Annotated in this window: 3 protein-coding genes; all 3 read left to right on the top strand. The window is 65.0% G+C overall.

What is annotated here, in order from left to right:
- Window positions 1-10 precede the first annotated feature (10 nt).
- A complete protein-coding gene (locus tag GEV05_30880) occupies window positions 11-2,338 on the top strand; it encodes a phospholipase (protein ID MPZ47682.1) in 2,328 nt (775 codons plus the stop codon).
- A gap of 19 nt (window positions 2,339-2,357) precedes the next feature.
- Window positions 2,358-2,519 (top strand): DUF1328 domain-containing protein, encoded by a 162-nt coding sequence (locus GEV05_30875; GenBank protein MPZ47681.1) that lies wholly within the window; start codon window positions 2,358-2,360, stop codon window positions 2,517-2,519.
- A gap of 98 nt (window positions 2,520-2,617) precedes the next feature.
- A partial coding sequence (locus GEV05_30870; protein ID MPZ47680.1) for a YihY family inner membrane protein occupies window positions 2,618-3,407 on the top strand: 790 nt, incomplete at its 3' end.

The raw sequence follows: 3,407 nt of genomic DNA, 5'->3' as shown, positions 1-3,407 counted from the left end.
CGCAACGGTCATGCAAAAACCGCCGCTTTCCCCACAACGAGCCGCACAACGAGTATCGAAACGCGCTCGCGGCTGGTGGCGCTTGGCGTCCCGCGCCGGCGCCGGGCGGCGCGGGACGCAGCGTCCTCACGGCAGGGATCCGCAGGCCGCGACGGGTCTGTTCGATCTCGACGTCAATTGCTGCGCAGCCGGACATGCCGATCGGATAGCGTTTCTCATCGACGGCGCTGCGTATTACCGCGCGTTCATGCAGGCGGCGCGAGAGGCGCGGCGCTCGATCCTGATCGTGGGCTGGGATTTCGACAGTCGCACCGCGCTCGATGTCGACGCGCAATCGCGTCCGAGCACCTTTCTGGGCGAGTTCCTGAACGAGCTGGCTCGCGCCCGCCGCACGCTCCACATTCGCGTTCTGGAGTGGGACTATCCGGTCATCTTCGGCGTCGACCGCGAGCTTTCGCCTCTGTACGGGCTGAACTGGAAGCCGCATCGGCGCGTGCACTTTCGCTTCGACGACACGCACCCGTTGGCCGGATCGCATCATCAGAAGATCGTCGTGATCGACGATCGCGTCGCCTTCGTCGGCGGGCTCGACCTGACCAGCAAGCGCTGGGACACGCAAGCGCATCGGCCGAACGATCCCGGGCGCACGTTCGACGGCAAGCCTTATCCGCCGATGCACGACGTCATGGCCTGCGTCGACGGCGAGGCGGCAGCGGTGCTCGCCGAAACGGTGCGGGCGCGCTGGCGGGCGGCAACGCACGAACGGCTGCATCCGGTCGTCTCCTCCCACGATCCATGGCCGGACGGGATCGCGCCGGACATGACGGACGTGCATTTCGGGCTCGCCTGCACCGCCCCGCCCATCAACGGCTCGCCCGGCGTCCATCACGTGGAGCGTCTCTATCTCGACATGATTGCGCGTGCGCGCCGCGCCATCTACATCGAGAACCAGTACTTCACCTCGCAGAAGATCGCCGACGCACTGGCCGCGCGACTGGCCGAGCCCGATGGCCCAGAGATCGTGCTGGTGACCCGGCTGCTCAGTCACGGGTGGCTGGAGGAAGTCACGATGCAGCTGCTGCGCTCGCGTCACGTCGATGCACTGCGCAAGGCCGATGTGCATGAGCGCTTCTACGCCTGCTACCCGCACGTGAACGGTCTTGCCCAGGGCACCTGCATCGATATGCATTCCAAGCTCATGGTGGTCGACGACGAGTGGCTTCGGGTCGGATCGGCCAATCTCAGCAACCGCTCGATGGGCGTCGACACCGAGTGCGACATCGTCATCCAGGCCGACGGCGAGTCGCGCGTGCGAGAGGGCATCCGCCATTTCCGCAACCGGCTGCTGGCCGAGCATCTCGGGAGCGACCCTGCTTCCGTGCAACGGGCAATCGACGCGGCGATCGACGCGTCGGGCAGCATGCGCGCCACGATCGAGCAGCTGGGAAGCGCGGACCGCACGCTGGCGCCGCTCGAATTCAACCCGCCCTCGGATGCGGCGATCAGCGCTGCGTCGCTGGCCGACATGGAAAAGCCTGTTTCCTTGGAAACGCTGGCCGATCAACTCACCCCGGAGCTCGACAGCGCACTGGAGGAGTCGGTTCGGTTCCCCTGGGGCAAGCTCCTGATCGGCGTCGCGATCGTCGGCCTGCTGACGGCGGCCTGGCGCTTTTCCCCGCTTGCGCACGTCTTCACCCCCGAGGGGGTCATCGCGTGGTTCGAATCGTTCGCGGCCAACTGGTGGGCGCCCCTCGTGATCGTGGCTGCATACACGCCGGCAAGCGTCGTCATGTTTCCCAGACCGATCATCACCCTGGCGGCAGTCGTGTCGTTCGGCGCCTGGGAAGGCTTCGCTTTCGCCATGACCGGCGTGGTGCTCGCCTCGGCCATCGGCTATTACGCGGGGCGCGCGTTCGGACGCCAGGCGGTAAGGCGGCTAGCAGGTCCGCGCCTGAATCGCCTGACCCAGGTGCTGCAGCGGCGCGGCGTGATCGCCATCACGGCCGTGCGTCTCGTGCCGATCGCGCCCTTCATCGTCGAAAGCATGGTCGCGGGCGCGATCCACATGAAGCTGTGGCAATTGTCCGTGGGCACTTTCCTCGGCATGCTGCCCGGAACGCTGATGGCCACGGTGCTCGGCGACGTCATCGAATCCGCGCTGCACGATCCTTCGCGCATCAATTGGTGGTTCGTGGGAGGCGTCGCGGCGTTGCTCGCGACCGCGACTTACATCGTGCAACGCTGGTTGCGCAAGGTGGCCATAGAGCCGCAACACGACCAGTTGCATCCGCTGCAGCAGGACAAGGCACAGCAATTGCGATCGGAAGGACGCGCTTGAGTCCAAAAAGGAGACCCTCATGCTGTATTACGCGCTGATCTTTCTCGTTGTTGCCATCATCGCCGGGCTGCTGGGATTCAGCGGCATCGCCGGGACCGCATCCAGCATCGCCTGGATCTTGTTCGTGGTCGGTCTGGTGCTGGCGCTGGTGTTCTTCCTGCGCGGCCGCACCCGGCTGTAGCGCCCAGTCCCTTCGAGTTGCCCCGGTGCGCTAACCGGGGCAACCGTCTTTCCGCTTCGTACTTCGTATACCGACTGAGCTCTTTATACCGACAGCTCTTGAAAGCGCTGCTTCGAAGCCGGCTGCAGTTCCTGAAAGCGCTGGCCGCAGCCTGGAGCAAGGATCACTGCAGCCGCAAGGCTGCAGCGCTTGCCTACTACACCGCCTTCTCGCTCGCGCCGATCCTCGTCATCGTATTGTGGATCGTGGGATTGGTGACCGATGCCAAGGCGGCTTCCGACGAATTGCGGACGCAGCTCGGCGCTCTGGTCGGGCCTTCCGGCGAAGAAGCCCTCGACGCGATCATCGTGCACACGCTGGAGGAAGCGAAAGGTGGCGCCGCGGCATTGCTCGCGTTGCCGGTGTTGCTGATAGGCGCCACCACCGCGTTCACCGAGCTCAAGCAAAGCCTGGACGAGATCTGGGGCGAGAGGCCGGAGTCGCAGAGCGGCATCCGGGGCTTCCTTCGCACCCGGCTGCTGTCATTCGGCATGATTCTCGTCATCGCCTTTCTGCTGCTGGTTTCGCTCGCGGCAAACGCGATGGTTGCGCTTGCGTCCAGGCGGCTGGCGGAAGGGGTCGGCTTGAGCGGAGCCGTGGCGCTGCAACTGCTTTCCACGGCAATGACGCTGTTCGTCGTATTCGCCATCTTCGCTGCGATCTACAAGCTGCTGCCGGCGATCGAATTACTCTGGCGCGACGTCGCTCGCGCGGCTGCGGTTACGACCGTTCTGTTTCTGCTGGGTCAGATCGGAATCGGCCTGTACCTCGGAAATTCGGCAACGGCGAATGCGTACGGCGCGGCCGGTTCGCTGGCCGTGCTGATGCTGTGTATCTACTACTCCACTT

It is taken from the genome of Betaproteobacteria bacterium (genome assembly GCA_009377585.1).
In the GTDB taxonomy this organism is placed as follows: Bacteria; Pseudomonadota; Gammaproteobacteria; order Burkholderiales; family WYBJ01; genus WYBJ01.
The sequence above is the reverse complement of the archived record's forward strand: the minus strand, read 5'-3'. Positions and strand labels throughout refer to the sequence as shown.

Coding starts and splice junctions, on each gene's coding strand:
- GEV05_30880 (MPZ47682.1), top strand. CDS start 11: ATGCAAAAACCGCCGCTTTCCCCACAACGAGCCGCACAACGAGTATCG.
- GEV05_30875 (MPZ47681.1), top strand. CDS start 2,358: ATGCTGTATTACGCGCTGATCTTTCTCGTTGTTGCCATCATCGCCGGG.